Source organism: Micromonospora sp. NPDC050695 (genome assembly GCF_040654415.1).
Classification (GTDB): Bacteria; Actinomycetota; Actinomycetes; order Mycobacteriales; family Micromonosporaceae; genus Micromonospora.
Genome location: NZ_JBFAHZ010000050.1, coordinates 1 through 18,732 on the forward strand (window position 1 = coordinate 1; position 18,732 = coordinate 18,732).

Genomic DNA, 18,732 nt, shown 5'->3' on the forward strand with positions numbered 1-18,732 from the left:
CGGACACGGGCATCCAACCACCCGACCCGAAACGCCACTAGCGTCACCGACCCGACCCCGCGACAGCTTGCTCGTTACCGACCCGCGCTCCTAGCCACGAGCGGTCGCCGTCGGTGCCGGCACGCACCCAGAGCCGGCTGTACTTCAAGTCGCCCCGGTGGCCGATCATCACCGGCAGGTCGCCCCAATCCTCGACTTTCACCTCGCAGCCGTCGGCTCGCAGCCACTGCCTTGACGCGGTGAGATAGGTCTGCGCCGGCTCCGTCGACGTCGCGTCCCCCTGCGTACAAACCCTTCACGCTGCGGCCTCTGCCGCTCGCTCAACAGCACCGCCGGATGCACCGCCACCCTCGCCAGGGCCACACGGGCGGGCCGAAGACGTACGCCGACGATCAGGCGAAGGCGGTCGGCATGGCTGCTCTCGCCGCGCGTTCACACCTCTGCCCCGGCCCGGGCCGTCACGGAGCCTCGTTATCAACTCGGAACACTACATGCTGTGATCATCAACGGGACGAGCGTGCTGGTCCGAGGATTGCGTTACCCGACCGCGTCTTGAATCCTCGACCGAAGGTGACGGCGACTCAATCCGTGACCCACAATGAGGTTTCCGGGCCCCACGCCCGATCACGCAGACGCTAAGCTTCGGCCCACGGTACATCGCGACTCGCAGGTTCATCTCTAAGTCGCCATCTACCAAATGCATTTTCAAGCTGTCACCGGACTGGCGTGACCGCTAAGCCACGGCCTTGGAGTCACAACTTGAGCATAAGAAAAGTCCATCGTTGGCGCCAGCGCCGCCAAAAAGTTGCTCGTCTAACGACGGTCGTCCTGATCGCCGCCGCTCTTCCTGTGCTGGATGGCAGACCGGCTCTGGCAGCGAACGACGTTGTAGTGTCAAGCATGTCTGTCCTTCCGGCGCGGCCAATTTACGGTGGGGTGCAATACGTCGGCGCGAACCCCAAACTTGCTGTCACGCTCAGCCGGCTGGGTGGCATCATAAAGCCGTACACGACCATCGAACTGTGGGAAGTCGGCACATCCGAGGCAGTAATCTGGCAGGCCGGAACGGGAGATCTAGCTCGATACGTGCCAGACGGGGTTCTGATTGACGGAAAGACTTACCGGTGGCGGGCCCGCGGACGCGACGCCCAATATTCCACCGTGCCTTACGGCCCATGGTCCGCATGGTCCACGATTACCGCCGACACGGTCGCCCCGACGCCACCGACGATCGCGTCCTTGGCGTACCCGCAGGATCAAACCGTCGCCAGCGGCGGAGTCGGCGAGTTTACGATCACCAGCACCGGCATCGAGAAGGAGGCTGCCGAACTCTGCTACAGTTTCGACGCGGGAACGGCTCAATGCTCTTCGGGTGGCCTCCTCGCCGACGGCCGACGGAGCACGACCGCCTCCATTACCCCTGCCGAAGGTTGGCACTCGTTGGCGGCCTGGACGGTCGACTACGCCGGTAACGTCGCCGAATCGGCCACGTACGAATTCGGTCTGACCACCACCAACGAGAAGACTCTCGGGCCGGATTACGAGACGATCCCGTCGCTGCCGATCCCTCCGTCGGTGCCTGATCCGACGCCGACCGGGGATCCGACCGCCCTGCCCACTGTCGGCGGCACCCTGAAACTCCCGAATGGCAACCCGGCTGTCGGCTTCGTGGTCAACATCTACCCGGTCGCCGAGGGCGAGTCCGCGCCGATCGCCGAAGCGACGACCGGCAACGACGGCTCCTGGTCGGTGACGCTGACGAACCTCTCACCAGCGCTCCAAGCTGAAGCCATCGCGAACGACGGTGTCCTCAACGTCGACGCCGTCGCGCTCGGTCAACAGAACGACGGGACGCGCGACTTCGCCGGTGTGATGAGCCTCCAAACCGGGGTCGCTGCCGCCGGCACCCTGACCGAAGCGGCAGTGCTAGCACGCCAGTCGCCGCGGTTCTCTGCACCTCTCGTGCCGATCCTGACTGAGCCCGAGCTCCAGCCGACACCAACTGCGGCGGAGTACGCCAACAGCTTCGCTGGGCAGGAAATCCGTAACCCCACGTCTGTCACCACGGAAGACACGGCGTTCGATTTCCACAAGTTTCTTCCCGCGACCAGCCCCTCACGGGATCCGCAGAACCCCAACATCATCGGCTCCACGAACTACGCGAACACCGTCGTCCAGCCATTTTCTGGCGGCTTTGGGGTACAGGCCGACGGCAGGATGGCCGCTGCGGCCAGTTGTTCGTCGATGACCACACGGACCGACACCATCTCCACGAATTACGCCTACACCACGGTCGGCGAGCACCATGCCTACTGGGACGTCACGGGCAAGGCGACCTACGGTGTGACAGCCAACAGCGACCTGACGGTGGGCCTCAGCTACAACTCTGGCAGTTCCTGGGGCGCATCCGGCACCGCACACGTCGGCAACAACTGGGGCTACACCGCCAACTCTGGCGCCCGAGGTCCGTACTATTCCAGGGAACTCGATGTGCCGATGCAGTACAAGCGCTACCGGATCTACTACTGCAACAGCAACACGCGCCAGTGGAAGTACGCCTACGACACTATCAAGCCGATCAAGGTTTATGTGCCCAACGGTTGGTACGCCTCAAGGGCTGGAGCCAACCTGATCTCGATGGACGGCTACTACAAGTGGGCTGCGGCACCGTACCGGTATAAAATCACTCGCAACATGGGATACAGCCAGACGTCGGGCAAGACGCGTGGGTTTGGCGCGGCGGCGAGCCTCTTCGGCTTCGGCGTCACCGCCACTACCAGTCGGTCGACGAGCCGGCAACAAGATTACGACGCCGGGAGTAAGACCGGCCCCGCGCACGATATCTTCATGCAACAGTGCATGACCTGCGGGCCAAAGGGTTTCTACAGCTATTAGGAGTATTGCTGTGAGCGGTCAGCTCAAGAAACGGCGTGCGCTGATCGCTTCGCTTATCGTGATGGTGGGGGCGGCCATCGCCGTCCCCATCATCCTGAAGGCAAGCGACAACGCTCGGTCCGGCAACCTGATCACACATTCAGACCTCACTAGCGCAACTTTGTACGCCCGCACCCCGCTCGTTGGCGACGCGGTGATGTTCGGCATCGACATGCTCGACATCGCGCCGGGAAAAACCATCACCATTCTGGGGGTTGAACTCCGTAGAGCTACGCCAGGAATAGAGCTCAGGGGCGCGCGGGTCTACGAAATAGAAGACTTCGACAAGACCGTTCTCCTGGGTTGGCAGACCCAGAATGGGGACGCCGAAGACCCCCACCGTCGACCCTCCACCGACCTGGTCGGGACCACCCTCACCGGTCCACGGAACAACGCAAGGTTCATCATGTTCGAATTCGCTGTCTGCGCCCCGGGTGAGCTGGCGATCGACGAGCTTGAGATTAGGTACAAGAACAAAGAGAACGTGTACCGTCAGCGAATGAAAGTTAGATTCGAGGTTAGAGGCGCTCAACGCGGAACCTCGTGCCCATAGCGGTATCGCCGAGGCCCAACGGCTAAGTGATCGAAGGACCCGCAGGACATAGAGGTGCAGGGGCGGGCGTGACCCTGCCGACAATTCTTCCTGTGTCCAGACGGGAGTGTCGAAGGGTCGCGCCCGAACGCCTCTCAGCGCCCGTCACCCGCTTCCGCGTTGCCCACGGGCACCGCGTCGGCACAGGGCAGGTCGACGGTCACCTCCAGGCCACCGCCGGGCTGCGCGATGACCCGTACCGTGCCGCCGTGGGCGTTGCAGACCGCCCGGACGATGGACAGCCCCAGGCCGGACCCGCGGGCACCGGTGCGTTCCCGTCCGCCGCGCCGGAACGGCTCGAACAGTCCCGGCACGTCGGCCTGGTCCACCTCGAACCCGGTGTTGCCGACCACCAGCCACGAGCGGTCGCCGTCGGTGCCGGTACGCACCCAGAGCCGACCGTGCAGGTGGTTGTAGCGGACCGCGTTCTCGATGAGGTTGCCGGCCAGCCGGTCGAGCAGTCCCGGGTCGCCGACCACCGGCGCGGACTCCAGCGATGTCTGCACCCGCAAGCCGATCCGGTCCACCTCACGACGCATCGCCGACAACGCGTTGGCGGTGCCGGCGGCCAGATCACATTCGGTACGCCGACCGAGTCGCCGCCCGGCCTGCGCCTCGCTGCGGGCCAGCACCAGCAGCGCGTCCACCAGCCCGTTCGCCCGCTCCGAGGCGTCGCGGACCACGGTGGCCATCCGGCGGTACTCGGCGGCGTCCGCATCGTCGTCGCTGAGCGTCACGTCGATCTCGGTGCGCATCACGGCGAGCGGAGTCCGCAGCTCGTGCGAGGCGTTGGCCACGAAGCGTTTCTGCGCCTCGAACGCGGACGCGATCCGGTCCAGCATCGCGTCGAACGTCTTGGCCAGCTCGGCCACCTCGTCGTCGGCGCCCGAGTAGCCGATCCGCTGGTCCAGGGTCGCCTCACCGAGCCGCTGCGCGGTCGCCGTGACCTGATGCAGGGGGCGCAGCGCCCGCCCGGCCACCGCGTACGCGCCAGCCACCCCGACCACGCTGATCGCGAGCAGCGCGACCAGGCCCTTGGCCAGCAGCTCCCCGGAGGCGGCATCGACGAGCTGCCGCTGCCACTGCGCGGCGTCCATCTGCCGGCCGTCGGAGAGCAGCACGATCGTGCCGGGCACCAGCTCGTCGGTGGGTCGCAGCGCGTCGCGGACCAGCAGCCAGGCCAGCAGCACCAGGATCGCTCCCGCGCCGATCAGCAGCACGCCGTTGAGCAGAGTCAGCCGCAGCCGCAGCGTCGGACGCAGGCGGCGGCTCACGCGCCGACCTCGGCCGTCCGGTAGCCGGCGCCGACCACCGTCTCGATCAGCGGCGGGTCACCGAGCTTCTTGCGCAGCGTCATGACGGTGACCCGGACGATGGTGGTGAACGGGTCGGTGTTCGCGTCCCAGACCCGTTCCAGCAACTCCTCGGAGGAGACCACCGCGCCGCGCGCCTTGAGCAGCTCGCTGAGCACCCCGAACTCCTTGTTGGTGAGGTCGACGGGCACTCCGGCGCGGGTGGCCACCCGGCGGGCCGGGTCGAGCACCAGGTCGGCCAGTTCGAGCACCGGCGGCGCCGCCGGAGTGGCCCGCCGGCCCAGCGCCTGCACCCGGGCCACCAACTCGTCGAAGGCGAACGGCTTGGGCAGGTAGTCGTCCGCGCCGAGCTGCAACCCCTCCACCCGGTCGGCGACCGTGCCGCTGGCGGTCAGCATCAACACCCGGGTCAGCGCGCCGGAGGCGGCCAGGTCGGCGCAGATCTGGTCGCCGTGCACACCCGGCAGGTCACGGTCGAGCACCACCACGTCGTACCGGGTGACGAACGCCGCCTCGTGGCCGGCGTCGCCGTCGTACGCCACGTCGACCGCCATCCCCCGCTTGCGCAACCCGCGCGCGATCGCGTCGGCGAGGTTGCGCTCGTCCTCCACCACCAGTACCCGCATCCCGGCCTCCTCGCTGCTGACCACCGACAACCTAGTGCCGGCCGGCAACCATCGTCCCTCGCCGTCCGCGCCGGTCGGCGTTGCGGACCAGCTCGGCGTACGCGATGCTGCCCGCACCGAGCGACGGACGGACCCGGCATGAGCAGCACGGCACCACCCACCCGGCGGGACATCGCCTACCGGGGCTTCCACCTCCCGGCGGACTCGACGGCCGGCACCGTCGACGAGCGGGGCGGGTGGACGTCGCCGCCGGTGCGGGTCGGCTTCGAGGTCGCCGAGGTGGTGCCGTCGTGGACCGCCGACACCCCGGACGGCTGCTGGATCGAGGTCGAGCTGCGCGGCTGGCACGGCGACACGCCCAGCACCGACTGGTACCTGCTGGCCCGCTGGTCGGCCGACGACCGCACGGTACGGCGCACCTCGGTGCCCGGCCAGCGCGGCGGTGACGCCCGGGTGGACACCGACACCCTGACCGTGACGGGAGCGACGGTCACCGGCTGGCAGGCACGGGTGACCCCGCGCCGGCCGGAGGGCAGCCCGACCGGCCCGGTGCTGCGCAGCATCGGCGCGGTCGCCACCGGGCGCACACCCGTCGGGCAGGGGTACGAGCCGGTGCCCGCCTCGACCGCCGCTCGGGGTCGGGTGCTGGACGTGCCCCGCTACTCACAGCGGCTGTACGCCGGACAGCACGCGCAGTGGGGTGGCGGCGGCGACTCCTGGTGCAGCCCCACCTGCACCTCGATGGTGCTCGCCTACTGGGGTGCCGCGCCGCCGCCCGAGCGGTACGCCTGGGTGCAGCCGCCCGGCCCGCGTCCGGTGGTGGTGCACGCCGCCCGGCACTGCTACGACCACGCCTACGCCGGGACCGGCAACTGGCCGTTCAACACCGCCTACGCGGGTCTGCACGGGGTGGACGCGTTCGTCACCCGGCTGCGGTCGCTGACCGAGGCGGAGGCGTTCGTCGCCGCCGGCATCCCCCTGATCGTCTCCGCGGCGTTCCGGGCCGACGACGTGCCGGGGCTCGCCTACGACACCCGAGGGCACCTCATGGTGCTGGTCGGCTTCACCGTCGACGGCGACCCGGTGCTCAACGACCCGTACGCGCCGGACGACGACTCGGTACGGCGGACGGTGCCCCGGCAGCGGTTCGCGGCGGTGTGGCAACGCGGCAGCGGTGGCCTGGCGTACGTGCTGCGGCCCACGTCGGTGCCACTGCCCCTGCCGCCCGAGCAGGCCAACTGGTGATCAGTCGGGGGTGCGCAGCAGCCGGTACGAGCCGTCGACGCGCTGGCAGAGCAGAACGCCCACGCTCGCCTGGCAGCTCCCGGCGACGCCGGGCAGCACGTCCAGCGGGCGCGCCTTCCCGGCGCTGACATCGAGCCGCGCGACGTACAGTCCCCCGTCCGGATGCCGGCGCACACCGACCAGCGGGTTGCCGAAGCCGGACTGGGCCAGCTCCCAGCCGCCCAGCTCGGCCACCTCCCGCCCGGTCGCCGGATCGAGCACGACGAGCTGCTCCAGTCGCGTGCCGGAGCTGTTCGCCACGCTGGCGACCAACCGGTCGCCGTACGAGAACACCCACGACCAGCGGTCGCTGTACCAGCGCGGTTCGCCGGTGGCGGGGTCCACCGCCCACAGCCCGACACCGCCGAGGTGCAGACACAGCACCGGGCCGCAGTCGAACGCGAACTCGGCCTGCCGGGCGGGGACGCTCCACCGCCTCTCCAGCCGGTCCAGTCCGTACGCGGTGATCGTGGCCGGGCTCCCCGTGATGGTCACCAGCAGGTCGTTCACCACCTGCGTGATCTGGGGCCCGCCGCCGGAGTCGCCCAGGTCGGCAGTGGCCAGTGCCGCACCGGTGGTGGCGTCGCGTACCTCGATCCGACCGCCCGCCCGCGTGAGCACCATGCGGTCCGCCCCTCGCCCCCGGTGCCGGAAGCTGACGGCGGCGTCCGCCGACACCTGCCAGCGCACGGTGCCGCAGCAGGGATCGACCGCGCGTAGGCCGATCGGGTCGTCTCCGCTGCTGGACTGCAGCAACAGATTGCCGTCCGCCAGCTCGACGGGGCTGCCCGGCTGCTGCCACCGGTACGCCCCGGTCTCCCGGTCGAACGCCAGGGACAGCGAGCCTTGACCGGGCATGTCGCTCTCGTAGACGGTGACCAGCAGCGCCCCGCCCACCGACGCGATTCCCCAGGACCGGCCCTCCACCGGCACCGGGGTCTGCCACACCCGCTCGCCGCCCGGCATCCGGTAGACGGTCAGGGTCCGCTGTGTCGGCCGGGCGGGGACCGGGTCGAGGACCACGAACACGCCGTCGGCGAGCAGCGTCTCGGCGGCGATCTGCGCCGGCAGCGTCACCACGTCCCGCCGGGGTGTCGGTGCCGCGGCGGCGAGGGTGGCCAGCACGAGCAGGAGGACCAGCGCGCACCGCAGCGGTCGGCCGTTCGCCCGGGGTGGGCGGGGCAGCGGGGCCGGCTCCGAGGTGTGCCGCAGCTCGCCCAGGTCGATGACCGGGCCGGTCATTCCGGCAACCGCCACAACGCGGTCGACCCGTCGAGGCGCTGGCAGAGCAGGATCGGCAGGGACGCCTGGCAGTTGCCCACGACATCCGGAAGCACGTCGATGATGCGCGACCGGCCGGCCACCAGGTCCAGTTCGGCGACGACCAGCCGCCCGTCGCGCACCGGACGCACGCCGACCAACGGGTCGTCCGGTCGGAGCGTCGGCACCAGGTTCCACTGGCCCAGCTCGGCCCGCGCCTGCCCGGTCGCCGCATCCCGCGCCGCGTACCGCTGGTTGGGCCCGGCCACCAGCATCCGGCCGCGCCGGACGTCGGTCAGCGTGTCCAGGCCCGGGTCCGACCAGCGCACCGCGCCGCTGGCCGGATCGAGAACCTGGAGGCCGCCGGTCTGCTGCAACGCGCAGAGCAGACCCGCGCAACCGATCACATAGGACACCAGCGGCACGTCGGCCGCCCAGCGTGGCGACAGGTCGGGCAGCCCGTAGCCGAGCAGCCGGGTCCCGCCGGGTGGGACGAGCAGCAGCAGGTCGTCGACGACCTGCACCCGTTGGAACGCCGACCGGTCGCCGGGCAGCGTGTCCACGCTGCGCAGCAGGTCGCCGCTGCCGGCGTCGTGCACCTGCACCTCGCCGGTGGGCTGCACGAGCACGAACCGGTCGACGCGGCCGTCGTGCACCTGGTAGGCGGCGTTGCTGGGCGGCGGGATCGGCACCGACCACAACACCCGTCCGGTGTCCGGCTCGACCCGGCTCAGCACGGCCGGCTCATCGGTCGTGTCGTCGATCAGCAGCGGCCCGCCGTCCGCCGTCGGCTGCGAACGGCCGTAGTGCTGCCAGCGCTGCCGACCCGTCTCGGCGGCGAAGGCGGTGGTCTGGAACACACCGTTGGCGGCGCTGATCCCCAGCACCAGCACCAGTCCTCGCTCGACCCGGACGCCGAGGTAGTCGCCGGTGCGGGGCAGGGGTGCCTGCCACCGCCGCCGCACGCCACCGTCCGCCGTCGGCGGGGCGTACGCGGTCAGGTAGCGGTCACCGGTGGCGGTCGGCGGATCGACGACGAAGACGCCGTCCTCGGCGAGGTACGCCGCGGCGGCCCGCGCGGCCGGCACCGGACTCACCATGCGCCCGGGCACCGGCGCGGCACCGGCCAACACGACAGCGGCCAGCAGCAGTACGGCCACGCTGCGCGCCGGGCGGCCGACGGCACGCGGCGGGCGGGGCGCCGGCGCCATCGAGGCGTCATCGCCGTGGACCTCGCCCAGCTCGATGATCGACACCGACCGTCCGTCCTTCCGTCACCCGTCGCGGCCGGCGAACGGGTCGCCCCGGCAAAACCGACCGCGGGCACACCGGCCCGGCAAATCCGACGCATCACCGCCTGTACGATGGCGCGTCGTGGCTGTGCCGGTGGTAGACCCCTCGCTGAATCCCGTAACCGACGCCGACCCGGTCGAGGTCGAGCCGACACGGCGACCTCGACGTCGACCCGGCCGCGCCGACCTCGTGGCCCTCGGAGCCTATGTGGTGCTGGGCGTGTTCGTCTGCCTCAACTACTGGGGTGACGTGACCGGCCGGGTCTCCTCGCACCTGCCCACCGACCACAGCTGGTTCGAGTGGTTGTTCGCGCACGGCGCGTACTCCGTTCGGCACCTGGAGAACCCGCTGTTCACAGCCCGGCAGAACGCCCCGGACGGGGTGAACATGATGGCGAACACCTCGCTTCTCGGGGTGACCCTGCCGTTGGCGCCGCTGACCATGCTGCTCGGCCCCCAGGTGATGTACGCGCTCTACCTGGGCGGGGCCCTCGCCGCGACCGCCGGCACCGCGTACTGGATGCTCTCCCGTCACCTGGTGCGCTCCCGGGCGGCGGCCTTCGTCGGCGGCGCGTTCCTCGGCTTCGCGCCGGGCATCATCCACCATGCCAACGGCCAACCCAACTTCGTGTCCAACTTCCTGCTGCCGCTGATCGTGGTGCGGGTGCTGCGCCTCGGCGAGCCGGGCCGGTGGCGGCGCAACGGGCTGGTGCTCGGGGCGCTGGTGGCGTACCAGATCTTCATCAATGAGGAGATGCTGCTGCTCACCGCGCTGGCCTGCCTCGTCGTGGTGCTGGCGTACGCCGTGCAGCGGCCGGCCGCCACGCGGGCCGCCGCCGGCACGTTCCTGGCCGGGCTCGGCGTCGCCGGTGGGCTGGCGCTGCTGCTCGCCGCGTATCCGATCTGGTTCCAGTTCAACGGCCCGCAGTCCTACCGCGGCCTACAGGGCGGCGTCTTCCACAACTGGGGTGAGGACCTCGTCGCGTTCGTCACCTTCGCCCGGGACACCTGGGCCGGCGACCCGGCGGTGGAGCAGACCATCGGGTTGACCGAGCAGAACACCTGGTTCGGTTGGCCGCTGGTGCTGCTCTCGGTGGTCGCGCTGGTGCTGCTCGTCCGCCGCTCGCTACCGGCCCGGATCGCCGCGGTGCTGATCGTGGTCTTCACGGTCGCCTCGATCGGGCCCCGGGTGCGGTTCGACGGCGTGGAGACCGGGGTGCGCGGCCCGTGGTCGTACGTGCCGGACGACCTGCCGCTGGTCGAGATGATGATGCCGACCCGCCTGACGCTGGTGGTCGCCGCGGCGGTCGGCGTACTGCTCGCGCTGACCTGGGACGCCGCGTCCCGTCAGGGCTCCCCGGCCGCCGACCGGCCGCCGGTGCCGGCCCAGCGCACCGGCGAACCGTCCGTCGCGTCCCGTCGGCGGTGGCTGCGCCCGGTGGGGTACGCGGCGGTCACCCTCGCCGTGCTGCCGCTCTTCCCCCGGCCACTGCCCGCCCAGCAGATCGAACCGCCGCCGCACTTCATCACCGCCGGCGGCTGGCGGCCGTACGTGCCGGCGGGCCGGACCCTGGTGCCGGTGCCGATCCCGAGCAACGTGCACGGCCTGCCCACGCTGCGCTGGAGCGCGCTGACCGGGCAGGAGTTCCCCGTCCCGGGCGGCTACTTCATCGGCCCGAACGAGTTGGGCGAGGGGGTCTTCGGCGCGCCGAACCGGCCGACCAGCAGCCTCATCTACTCCACCATGGACGCGGGCACCGTCCCGGCGCTCACCGACGAGAACCGCCGCCAGGCCGTGGAGGACCTGCGCTTCTGGCGGGCGTCGGTGGTGGTGCTCGGGGCGCACCCGCGCGAGGCGGTGCTGCGGGAGCTGGTCACCGCCCTGATCGGGCCGCCGCAGCGGGTCGACGACGTCTGGGTCTGGGACGTCCGCACCCTGGTGGGTTGATCAGCCCGCCAGGCTTCGGACGTCCCACATCCACCCGCCGTCGACCGGACGGCCCGGTCCGAGCAGGTCGTCGACGGTCCGGCGGACCGGGTCGCCGTTGGTCAGGTTGCCGAGCACCACGACGGCGGCCCGCCAGTGCCGGAGATCCTCCACGGCCTGGCGGCGGTCGACGTCGCTGAGCACCGGCACCACGCCGGTGTCGGCCACCCGGCGCAGCAGCACCGACGTGGGCCGGTCCGGTGCTCCCCAGCGGGCCGTCGGATCGTCCGGGCCACTCGGTCCGATGAAGTACCCACCCGGCGCCGGGAACGCGAGCCCGGTGCGGGCGGACCAGAGCATCACCGGGCTCCGCGCCGCGCCGGTGACCGGGGGTACGGCGACCACCGTCCGGCCGGGCGGCACCAGGGGACGCCACCCGCCGTCGGCGACGAACCCCGGTACCGGCGCGACCGGCACCACCCGGATCGGTGTCGGGACAAGCGGCAGCAGGGCGGCGGCCACCGCACCGGCCCACAGCAGCCGTACCGGCAGACCCGGCACGGCCGGCAGCCGGCGCGCCGCCCGGACCCGGTCCAGGGAGAGCGCCACCAGCATCCCCAGCACCGGCACGCACACCAGCGCGAACCGGGCCGGCACCGCGAGGTCGAGCAGCGGCAGCCCGGCGACCAGCCGGTACGGCCCCGGAACGCCGGTGGCGGTGCCGTCGACCCGCAGCTCGGTGCCGAGCGAGAGCACCGCGAACACCAGGCCGCAGCCGGCCAGCGCGCGCACCAGCGGCCGGCGCCACAGCCAGATCACGATCACCACGGCGAGCACCAGCAGCCCCGGGCCGAAGAACGAGTTCTCCTCGGTCGGGTTCGGCGAGAGCAGGCCCGGCAGCCAGTCGTCGCCGAGCACGGTCTGCCGGGCCGAGGCGGTGAACGACGCCGCGTCCAGTTGGAAGCCGTGCGCCGCGAAGGCCATCCCCGCGTAGTGCTGCGGGCCGCGGAACTGGAACCACAGCGGGTACGCCAGCAGCACCGCCGCCACCCCGGCCGCCACCGTGAGGCGGCCGAGCAGGGCCGGTGCGATCCGGCGGGCGGCCACCCGGTCGGCGAGCGCGAAGCCCAGCGCGAACACCCCGGCGGCGAGTGCCAGGAAGACCAGCGTCTCCTCACCGATGAAGACCTGCCAGACGACCAGGAGTCCGAGGCCGACGCCGGGCCGCCACGGGGACCGTTCGGCATCGGCGGGCCGGAACACCAGGGCGAGGATCGCCGGCACCAGGAACTGGGCGGCCATGTGCAGGTGCGCGCCCGCCTGAGCGATCATGCCGGGGGCGAAGCCGCAGATCAGGCCACCGATCGCCGCCGCGGACCGGGCGCCGACCAGCCGGCGGCGCAGCAGCGCGTACCAGGCCGACGCGGTGCCGGCGAGGCAGCTGACGACCGCCACGCAGAACGCCACCTGTGAACCGAACAGCAGCGTGACCGGGGTCAGCGGCACACCCAGGCCGAGCACCGAGGTGTTCGCCATCAGGTTGACCCCGTCCGGCGCGTTCAACGCCGTGCTGTGCAGCGGGTTCTCCCCCTCGACGACGGCGTGCGCCGCATGGGCCAGCATCCACTCGAAGAGGACCTGGTCGCCGGCCTGGTGGAACAGCCGCCACGGATGCCCCCACTGCGCGCTGGTCAGCAGGACGGCCAGGGCCAGATAGCCGGCCACCACCAGCGCGTCCGGCAGCCAGGTCGGCCGGGACCGCCGCACCGGCGCCGGCGCGACCGGTGCCGGGGACGCCGTCCCGGTGGTCATCAGACCGAGCGGTCGGTCAGCGTCCGGACGTCCCACACCCAGACGTCCAGTTCCTGGCGGCCGGGGCCGACCAGGTCCTCGACGGTACGCCGCAACGGCTCGGCGTTCTGCTGGCGGAGCGGCAGCACCAGGATCGCCGCCCGCCAGTGGCGCAGCTCGTCGGCGAACCGGCGGCGCTGCCGGTCGTCGAGTTCCGGGGTACGGCCGGTGGTGGCCACCTCCTCCAGCAGCTCACCGACACCGCTGGGCCGTCCGCCGAACCGACCCGGGTCACCGGTGTTGCCGTTGCGGGGTGCGAGGAAGTAACCGCCCGGGATCTTGAAGTCGAGGTTGGTGGTGGCAGCCCAGCGCATGCCGTGCGTGTTGCCCATGCTGGGCACCGGAATCGGCACCAGTGTCTGGTCCGGGCCCACGTACGCCCGCCACCGGTCGGCGGTGATGAAGTCCGGCACCGGCGGCCGGGAGACCATCCGCAGCGGCATCGGGGCGATCGGCAGCAGCGCGAACGCCAGACCGGCGGCGGTGAGCATCCGGACCGTGCGGCGGTCGGCGGGGCGCAGCGCCCACGCCCGTTCGACGGCGAACGCGAGCAGCAGACCGATCACCACGCTGGTGATCAGGCCGAACCGGGTCGGCACGACCGCGTCCAGCAGCGGCAGGTGGACCAGCAACTGCCACGGGCCGGCGATCAGCTCCCGGTCCCACCAGGAGACCCGCTCGCCCAGGGAGAGCACGGCGAAGAGCACGCCGGTGGCCGCGAGAGCCCGTACGACCAGCTCCCGGCGCAGCCACACCACGATGGCGATGGCGAGCAGCGACAGGCTCCAGCCGAAGAAGGCGTTCTCCTCCGAGTAGTTCGGCGCCAGGTTGATGTTGGCCCGCTGGTTGCCGCCGAGGGTGGGAGAGCCCGGCGCGAAGAAGGCGGCGATGTCGTTGCCGTAGTCCCGCACCGCGTCGCTGAGCCCGTGGTACGCCATCGGCCCGGCGAACTGCACGTACAGCGGGTACGCCAGCAGCGCCCCGGCCAGCAGCGTGCAGACCGCCAGGCCGGCGCCCAGCGGTCGCCACGCGGCCGACCAGCGGGCGGGCTCCTGGACGAGCACCGCGATCAGGAACACACCGCAGGCCAGGGCCGTGAAGAGCAGGATCTCCTCGTTGATGAACGCCTGCGCGGTGACCAGCAGAGCGAGCAGCGCGCCGTCACGCACCGGCCGAACCGACCGGGTCAGCACCAGCACCCGCCACACGATGAACGGCAACAGGAACTGGCTGATGATGTTCGGATGCCAACTGGCGTGCGACAGCATCGCCGGGGAGAACCCGCAGAACCAGCCGCCGACCGCCGCCGCGAGCGGGGTACGCACCAGGTGCCGGGAGAGCATGAGGTACCAGGCCATGGCGGTGCCGGCCAGACCGAGCGTCACCAGCACCACGAAGGACACCGCCGGCCCGAAGAGCAGCGTCACCGGCACCATCGGGATGCCCAGCGCCAGCACGGCCGTGTTGGCCATCAGGTTGACGCCGTCGGGGTAGTTGAACTGTTCGGTGTAGAACGGGTACTCGCCGTGCAGCACCACGCGTACCGAGTGGGCGAGGAAGAACTGCACCTGCGCCGGGTCGCCGGTGTAGAGCGAGGCCACCCGGCCGGCCGGGTCCAGCCAGATCCGGCTGGTCACCCAGAGCGCGGCGAGCAGGAACAGCCCGCCGACCGCGAGGTGCTGCCGCCGCCGGGTCCACCGACGCCACCGGTTCCTGCCCGGCACCTCGGCGTCGGCGTCGTCGCCGATGGCGGCGTCGGCCGGTGCGCCGTCGGTGTCCGGCGGGACATCGACCGGTGCCGTGGCCGGTGCGGCGAGTGCGGGCTCGGCGACGCCGACGGAGGCTTCGGCCGGCCCGGCGGAGGCCGGGGCGGTAGTGGCCGGTGCGGCGAGCGCAGGCTCGGCGAGCGCGAGCGCGAGCGCGGGCGCGGGCGCGGGGTCGGCGACGCCGACGGTGGCGTCGGCCGGCGCGGCGGACGTGGCGACGCGGCCGCCCGGTCGGCTGGCCGGCGTGCGGTAGTTCACTGTCTCGTCGAGGTCGTCGAGGCCGTCAGCCGCCTCCGGGTGCGGCGCGGACAGGGCGCGGGACTCGGCAGGCGTCACAGTCGGCGGAGTCTACCGGAGCGGCGAAAAGGCACGAAAACCCCGGTGGTGTCCACTGTGGTGGGTGTGGCGGCGACCACCTGAGGTGCCGCGCCGGACATCTCGTACTATGGCGCTTTCCGACAGCGACGGCGAGGCGATCGGGGGCGGGCCAGGTGACTCCAGGCCGTCGGCACGGCAGGGCGCTCACCGTCCTGCTGGGCGTACTGCTGGCCGCCACGGCGTGCGGCCCGGTCGCCGACCGTCAACCGCGGGACCTGCGGGTCGGGTACGACAGCCTGGACGGCTCACTGGCGGTGTGGCCGCCCCGCGGCGACCTGGCCCGCGACGCGGCGTCGACGACGGCGGTCACCGATGCGGTGCGCGACTGGCGTTCACCGGCCGACGACCGGGCACACCTGCCCTCGTCCGGCATCCTCTTCTCCGGCCGGGTCGACGGCACCCCGGTGGCCCTGGTCGCCGCGGACGTCCCCGGCGAGAGCGCCTCCTGGCTGCTGCAACTCACCCGCGACGGCGACCGGTACGCGATCACCCGCGCCGCCGAGTACACCGACCCCGGCTACCTGGTCTACTCCGACGTGCTGCCGGTGCAGACCGGCGGCGGTCGGCGCTACCTGGTCTCCGCCCGGGTGCAGACGCTGCTCGGGCCGCAGGGCCGGGCGCTGACCGTCGCCGACGGTCTCAGCGCTCCGGTCGACGTGCCGGCCTGCGCGGCGGCGCCGGTGACCGCGACCCTGCGGGCCACCGAGTCGCTGCCCCGGGGGCGGGCCGCCGACCGGCTCCTCGACCTCGGCACCGGCACCGTCGATCCGCGCTACCCGCTGGTCCGCGACGAGTCCGGCGCCGGTCGGCGCGCGCTGACCGGCCTGGACACCTGCGTACTGGCCGGCGACCGGGGACCGTTCGGCAGCATCCCCCGACGCATCGGCGACCGGGACGCGCCGCGTTCGGTGCCGACGTCGTGGCCGATGGCGAAGCTGACCGTCCGCTCGCTCGGCGAGGTCGCCCTCGGCGGCGGCGAGGCCGCCGAGTTGCAGCAGTTGAGCTGGGACACCGACGCCGGCACGATGACCGCCGTGATCTACCGGCCGGCGGACGGGAGCGCGCCGGTGGTCTCGCCGGCCGACCGGGCCACCCCGTTGCAGACGTACCAGCTGCCGGTGCCGGGCCAGCCGCTGGTGGTGCTCAGTTGGCGGGCCACCCGGGACAGCTCCCTCTCCGTGCCGCCGGGAACCCCGCTGCTGGTGGAACGCCCCGGCCTGGTGGTCGTCCCCGAACCCACCCGCACCCAGACCTACAGCCTCGCCAACACCGACAAAACCCACTACCGCTCCATAACCCCCCGCCCCCGCTAACCCCACCCCCGCCCCCGCCCCTTCTGCGTCGATCATGGACTTGTGGTGGGCGGTAGGTGGTGATTCACACCTTTCGCGGGGCACCACAACTTCATGATCGACGACGCAAAAGACGGGCATGGGACGACGACGGCGGGCGCCCTCGTAGGAGGCGCCCGCCGTTGGTGTGTCGTGGTCTAGTTCTGGGCTGCGGTTCTGGACGGGGTCAGGCGGTCCGGGGTGGCGTCCAGGCTGGAGATCCAGCCGGTGACGTCACGGGCCACGTCCTGCGCGGTCAGGCCCAGGTCCGCGAGGATCTGCGCGCGGGTGCCGTGCGGGTGCCAGTCGGCCGGTACGCCCAGGTCCTTCAACGGCACCCGGACGTCGGCGTCGCGCATCGCCTGGGCGAGCGCGTCGCCCACCCCGCCGACCCGTACGCCGTCCTCGACGCTCACCACGAGCCGGTGGCTGGCGGCCAGCTCGACCAGTTCCGCCGGAACCGGGCGCACCCAGCGAGGGTCGACGACCGTCACCCCGTAGCCCTGCTCGGCGACGCGGGCGGCCACCTCCATGCCCATCTGCCCGAAGGAGCCGACGGCGACCAGCAGCACGTCGGTACGCGCCGACTCGGCCAGTACGTCGACCGGGCCGACCCGGCGCAGCGCCGGCAGGTCCGCGGCGACCGCGCCGGTCGGGAAGCGCACCACGGTCGGGCCGTCGTCGACGGCAAGGGCCTCGCGCAGTTCCTCGCGCAGCGTGGCGGCGTCGCGGGGTGCGGCGATCCGCAGACCGGGCACCACCCCGAACACCGACATGTCCCAGATGCCGTAGTGGCTGGGGCCGTCCGGGCCGGTGATGCCCGCCCTGTCCAGCACGAAGGTCACCGGCAGCTTGTGCATCGCCACGTCCAGCAGGACCTGGTCGAAGGCGCGGTTGAGGAACGTGGCGTAGACCGCGACCACCGGGTGCAGGCCACCGAGTGCCAGCCCGGCCGCCGAGGTGGCGGCGTGCTGCTCGGCGATGCCGACGTCGTACACCCGCGCGGGGTACTTGCGGGCCAGCTTCGCGATGCCGGTCGGCTCGGCCATGGCGGCGGTGATGCCCACCACGTCCGGTCGTTCGTCGGCGACGGCCAGCAGCTCGTCGGCGAAGACGTGGGTCCACTTGACCGAGGGTGCGGCCAGCAGCGCGCCGGTCTCCACGTCGAAGGCGCTGCCGGGGCCGTGCAGGCAGTCCGCCTCGTCCTCCTCGGCCGGGCGGTAGCCGTAGCCCTTGCGGGTGACGGCGTGCACGATCACCGGGCCGCCGAAGTTCTTCGCGGCGCGCAGCGCCGACTCGACCGCGGCCACGTCGTGCCCGTCCACCGGGCCGACGTACTTGATGCCGAGGTCCTCGAACATCGCCTGCGGGGCGACGGCGTCCTTGATGCCCTTCTTGACCGCGTGCAGCACCTCGTACATCGGCTTGCCGACCAGCGGCGTCGAGCCGAGGGCGTCCTTGACGGTGTCGAGGACCTTCTCGTAGCCGGGGTTGAGCCGCAGCGACGAGAGGTGGTCGGCGAGGCCGCCGATGGTCGGCGAGTAGGACCGGCCGTTGTCGTTGACCACGATCACCAGGGAGTTGCCGGCGGTGGCGATGTTGTTCAGCGCCTCCCAGCACATGCCGCCGGTGAGCGCGCCATCACCGACCACGGCCACGACGCTGCGCGCCTCGCCCCGCAGCGCGTACGCCTTGGCCAGGCCGTCGGCGTAGGAGAGCGCGGTGGAGGCGTGCGAGTTCTCGATCAGGTCGTGCTCACTCTCCGCCTGGCTGGGGTAGCCGGAGAGGCCACCGCGCTGGCGGAGCTTGTCGAAGCCGGCCTGGCGTCCGGTGAGGATCTTGTGTACGTACGCCTGGTGGCCGGTGTCGAACAGGAGCCGGTCGCGGGGGGAGTCGAAGACGCGGTGCATGGCCAGCGTCAGCTCGACCACACCGAGGTTGGGCCCGACGTGCCCGCCGGTGCGGGAGACCTTCGCGATCAGGAAGTCCCGGATCTCCGCGGCGAGAACGTCCAATTCCTCGCCCGACATCCGCTTGACGTCCTGCGGACCGCGGACCGTCCCCAGCAACCGACCGTGGTTGGCCGTGTCCTCTTCAACGCTCATGACCGGAGAGTCTATCGGCCGCCCGGTACTCCGCAGCCCGACCCGAGCCTCCCGAGCCGTACCGGGCGGCTGA

The 18,732-nt window shown here is 71.6% G+C and carries 12 protein-coding genes; 5 read left to right on the plus strand and 7 right to left on the minus strand.

The genetic code is table 11. The features are described from left to right. The first annotated feature begins 900 nt into the window (after nt 1-900). Both AB0H52_RS26150 and AB0H52_RS26155 read left to right on the plus strand, forming a co-directional pair. Nucleotides 901-2,895 carry a hypothetical protein gene (locus tag AB0H52_RS26150; RefSeq protein ID WP_151492965.1) on the plus strand — a complete coding sequence of 665 codons (1,995 nt, stop codon included), beginning with the start codon at nt 901-903 and terminating at the stop codon, nt 2,893-2,895. A 10-nt stretch (nt 2,896-2,905) separates the two neighbouring features. Further along, nucleotides 2,906-3,487 carry a hypothetical protein gene (locus tag AB0H52_RS26155; RefSeq protein WP_151492964.1) on the plus strand — a complete coding sequence of 194 codons (582 nt, stop codon included), beginning with the start codon at nt 2,906-2,908 and terminating at the stop codon, nt 3,485-3,487. A 134-nt stretch (nt 3,488-3,621) separates the two neighbouring features. Here the strand turns inward: AB0H52_RS26155 and AB0H52_RS26160 are convergent, their stop codons facing one another. Continuing rightward, nucleotides 3,622-4,800, minus strand: a complete 1,179-nt coding sequence (locus tag AB0H52_RS26160) for a HAMP domain-containing sensor histidine kinase (RefSeq protein ID WP_151492963.1) — start codon at nt 4,798-4,800, stop codon at nt 3,622-3,624. Further along, nucleotides 4,797-5,465, minus strand: a complete 669-nt coding sequence (locus AB0H52_RS26165; protein WP_088951539.1) for a response regulator transcription factor — start codon at nt 5,463-5,465, stop codon at nt 4,797-4,799. The genes AB0H52_RS26160 and AB0H52_RS26165 overlap by 4 nt, the downstream gene beginning before the upstream one ends. A gap of 138 nt (nt 5,466-5,603) precedes the next feature. On the opposite strand from AB0H52_RS26165, the gene AB0H52_RS26170 reads away from it, so the two are divergent. Beyond that, nucleotides 5,604-6,710: a peptidase C39 family protein gene (locus AB0H52_RS26170; protein WP_357950692.1), complete on the plus strand. Its 1,107-nt coding sequence runs from the start codon at nt 5,604-5,606 to the stop codon at nt 6,708-6,710. Here the strand turns inward: AB0H52_RS26170 and AB0H52_RS26175 are convergent, their stop codons facing one another. After that, the gene (locus tag AB0H52_RS26175) at nt 6,711-7,991 is read right to left on the minus strand and encodes a PQQ-binding-like beta-propeller repeat protein (RefSeq protein ID WP_357950694.1); all 1,281 of its coding nucleotides are present in this window, start codon (nt 7,989-7,991) and stop codon (nt 6,711-6,713) included. Continuing rightward, nucleotides 7,988-9,265 (minus strand): PQQ-binding-like beta-propeller repeat protein, encoded by a 1,278-nt coding sequence (locus tag AB0H52_RS26180; RefSeq protein ID WP_151492839.1) that lies wholly within the window; start codon nt 9,263-9,265, stop codon nt 7,988-7,990. Before AB0H52_RS26180 ends, AB0H52_RS26175 begins: the two co-directional genes overlap by 4 nt. A 124-nt stretch (nt 9,266-9,389) precedes the next feature. On the opposite strand from AB0H52_RS26180, the gene AB0H52_RS26185 reads away from it, so the two are divergent. Further along, nucleotides 9,390-11,249, plus strand: coding sequence for a hypothetical protein (locus AB0H52_RS26185; protein ID WP_192580495.1), 1,860 nt, complete (start codon nt 9,390-9,392; stop codon nt 11,247-11,249). Here AB0H52_RS26185 and AB0H52_RS26190 read toward each other — a convergent pair whose 3' ends face one another. Both AB0H52_RS26190 and AB0H52_RS26195 read right to left on the minus strand, forming a co-directional pair. After that, nucleotides 11,250-13,040 (minus strand): hypothetical protein, encoded by a 1,791-nt coding sequence (locus AB0H52_RS26190; protein ID WP_357950697.1) that lies wholly within the window; start codon nt 13,038-13,040, stop codon nt 11,250-11,252. Then, nucleotides 13,040-14,827, minus strand: a complete 1,788-nt coding sequence (locus AB0H52_RS26195) for a hypothetical protein (protein ID WP_225854817.1) — start codon at nt 14,825-14,827, stop codon at nt 13,040-13,042. The genes AB0H52_RS26190 and AB0H52_RS26195 overlap by 1 nt, the downstream gene beginning before the upstream one ends. 548 nt (nt 14,828-15,375) lie before the next feature. On the opposite strand from AB0H52_RS26195, the gene AB0H52_RS26200 reads away from it, so the two are divergent. Beyond that, nucleotides 15,376-16,536, plus strand: coding sequence for a hypothetical protein (locus tag AB0H52_RS26200; protein ID WP_357950712.1), 1,161 nt, complete (start codon nt 15,376-15,378; stop codon nt 16,534-16,536). Nucleotides 16,537-16,712: 176 nt separating this feature from the next. On the opposite strand, the gene dxs is transcribed toward AB0H52_RS26200, so the two are convergent. After that, nucleotides 16,713-18,659 carry a 1-deoxy-D-xylulose-5-phosphate synthase gene (dxs, locus tag AB0H52_RS26205; protein ID WP_151490742.1) on the minus strand — a complete coding sequence of 649 codons (1,947 nt, stop codon included), beginning with the start codon at nt 18,657-18,659 and terminating at the stop codon, nt 16,713-16,715. Nucleotides 18,660-18,732: the final 73 nt, after the last annotated feature.

Excerpts from the sequence above, each read along its gene's own strand:
- dxs (WP_151490742.1), bottom strand. The coding sequence starts at position 18,659 with ATGAGCGTTGAAGAGGACACGGCCAACCACGGTCGGTTGCTGGGGACG.
- AB0H52_RS26190 (WP_357950697.1), bottom strand. The coding sequence starts at position 13,040 with ATGACCACCGGGACGGCGTCCCCGGCACCGGTCGCGCCGGCGCCGGTG.
- AB0H52_RS26165 (WP_088951539.1), bottom strand. The coding sequence starts at position 5,465 with ATGCGGGTACTGGTGGTGGAGGACGAGCGCAACCTCGCCGACGCGATC.
- AB0H52_RS26150 (WP_151492965.1), top strand. The coding sequence starts at position 901 with ATGTCTGTCCTTCCGGCGCGGCCAATTTACGGTGGGGTGCAATACGTC.
- AB0H52_RS26175 (WP_357950694.1), bottom strand. The coding sequence starts at position 7,991 with ATGACCGGCCCGGTCATCGACCTGGGCGAGCTGCGGCACACCTCGGAG.
- AB0H52_RS26170 (WP_357950692.1), top strand. The coding sequence starts at position 5,604 with ATGAGCAGCACGGCACCACCCACCCGGCGGGACATCGCCTACCGGGGC.